Origin of the sequence: Streptomyces sp. NRRL WC-3549, assembly GCF_000721935.1 — a bacterium.
Taxonomy (GTDB): Bacteria; Actinomycetota; Actinomycetes; order Streptomycetales; family Streptomycetaceae; genus Streptomyces.
Genome location: NZ_KL585433.1, coordinates 15739 through 18164 on the forward strand (window position 1 = coordinate 15739; position 2426 = coordinate 18164).

General features: G+C 73.7%; 1 protein-coding gene. It reads right to left on the minus strand.

The window, feature by feature from the left end:
- Positions 1-2426: acyltransferase domain-containing protein (locus IH13_RS38960; RefSeq protein WP_158791424.1), on the minus strand; the 2426-nt coding region annotated here is incomplete at both ends.

The following is a 2426-nucleotide window of genomic DNA, read 5'->3' on the forward strand; positions in this document are numbered from 1 at the left end:
ATGTGTATAAGAGACAGGTGCCGCGGGGCTTCCAGCGGCGGGTGGCGGGAGCACCGGCCGTGGGTGCCGGCACGAGGCGGCGGGCGAAGACCCCGGTCGGACGGACGGCCAGTTGGTCCTCGCCGTCGGGAGCGCTCAGCGCGGTGGTCAGCCGGGCCATCGCCCGGTCGTCGAGGGTGTCGGGCAGATCCACCAACCCGCCCCAGCGGCGCGGCAGTTCCAGTGCGACGACTCGGCCGAGTCCCCACACCATCGCCTGCGCAGGGCTGGGTTCCGGGCTGCCGGGGCCCGTCGCGACCGCACCGCATGTGAGCGCCCAGACTCTGTCTCTTATACACATCGCTCCCGCCACGGGCCGTTCGTCGAAGGCCAGCAGGGACAGCACGCCGCTGATCCCGCCGGGCTGCCCGGCTTCCTCCCGGATGCGTGCGGCGAGCTCGGCCGTGTCGGTGCCCCGGGCGCTCACCTCCATGCGTACGCACTCGGAGCCACGGGCGCGCAGCCCGTCGAGGACGCCGTGGGCACGTCCGCCGGTGGCGTCGGACGCCGCGGGCATCATCACGAGCCATCTGCCGGGCAGTTCGTCACGGCCCGTGCCGGCCAGACGTTTCCAGGTCACCCGGTAACGCCAGGTGTCGCCGGCGGACCTCTCGCGGTACCGCCGACGCCAGTCGGCCAGCACCGGCAGCGCGTCGGCGCCGAACGCGTCGGCGTCCGCCCGGCCACCCGCCGTCAGGGAAGTGGCCAGGCCCTCCAGGTCCCCGCTGTCGACGGCCTTCCAGAACGACGCCTCCACGGGATCCGCCGGCGCACCCGCGCCGTGGGCGTTCCGGTCCGAAGGGGCCTGGAGCCAGAAGCGGCGGCGCTGGAACGCGTAGGTGGGCAGGTCGGCGTCCGCACGTGCGGACGGGGTGGGCCAGTCGACGGCCAGGCCACGCACCCAGGCCCCGGCGAGCGAGGTCAGCAGTCGCCGTGTGCCTCCGTCGTCCCGGCGCAGGGTGCCGACGACGGTGACGGCGCCGCCGCCCGTGTCCTCGGCGGTGGCCTGTACCGCCGGTACCAGAACGGGGTGCGAGCTGACTTCCACGAAGAAGCCGAAGCCCTGCGCCAGGAGGGCTCGTACCGCCTCCTCCATCCGTACGGTCCCACGGAGGTTGCGGTACCAGTACTCCGCGTTCAGCTCTCGCGTGTCCATCCATCGGTTGTGGACGGTGGAGTAGAAGGGGACGTCCGAGCGGCGGGGGCCGATCGGGGCCAGTGCGCTCGCGAGTTCCGCCTCGATGCGCTCGACGTGCGCGGAGTGGGAGGCGTAGTCCACGGGGATCCTGCGGACCCGGACGCCCTCGGACGTCAGTTCGCCGGCCATGGCGTCCAGTGCCTCGGGTGCTCCGGCGACGACCACGGACGACGGCCCGTTGACGGCCGCGAGTGACAGGTGTTCCCCGTCCGAGGTGCGGTCCAGCCATCGGCCCGCCTCTTCGGCGGACAGGGCGACCGACATCATGCCGCCCCGGCCGGCCAGGTGCTGGGCGATGGCACGACTGCGCAGCGCCACGACCCGGGCGGCGTCCGGCAGGGAGAGCGCTCCGGCGATGCAGGCCGCGGCGATCTCCCCCTGCGAGTGACCGACGACCGCGTCGGGCTCGACGCCGTGGGACCTCCATACCTGCGCGAGCGAGACCATGACGGCGAACGACACCGGCTGGACGACGTCGACCCGGTCGAGCGTGGGTGCCCCGGGAACCTGCCGGACCACATCGGTCAGCGACCAGTCGACGTGCGGTGCGAGGGCCTCCGCGCACAGGGCCATGTGCTGGGCGAACGCCGGTGACACGTCGAGCAGTTCGGCACCCATCCCGGCCCACTGGGAACCCTGGCCGGGCAGTACGAAGACCACCTTGCCCTCGGTGTCGGCGCTGCCCGAGACGACGGACGTCGTGGGCCGGCCGGCGGCCAGCGCCTCCAGGGCGGCCCGTGCCTCTTCGACGTCGTCGGCCACGACGACGGCCCGCTGTTCCAGCGCGGCCCGGGTGGTCGCCAGCGCGTGCGCGACGTCGCCGAGTTCGAGTCGCGGACGGTTCGCGAGATGCTCCGCGAGGCGTGCGGCCTGGGCGGCGAGGGCCCGGCCCCCGCGCGCGGAGACCAGGAGGGGCAGGGTCCCCTGTCCGCCGCCCGCGTCCCCGTCGCGTTCGCTTACCCGGCCGGCCTCGGGGACGTGCTCCAGGATGACGTGGGCGTTCGTACCGCTGACCCCGAACGAGGACACCGCGGACCGGCGTGGCCGCCCGGTCTCGGGCCAGTCGCGGGCCTCCGTCAGCAGTTCCACCGCGCCCGACGCCCAGTCGACGTGGGGTGACGGCGCATCGACGTGAAGGGTCCCCGGCAGAACGCCGTGCCGCATCGCCATCACCATCTTGATCACGCCC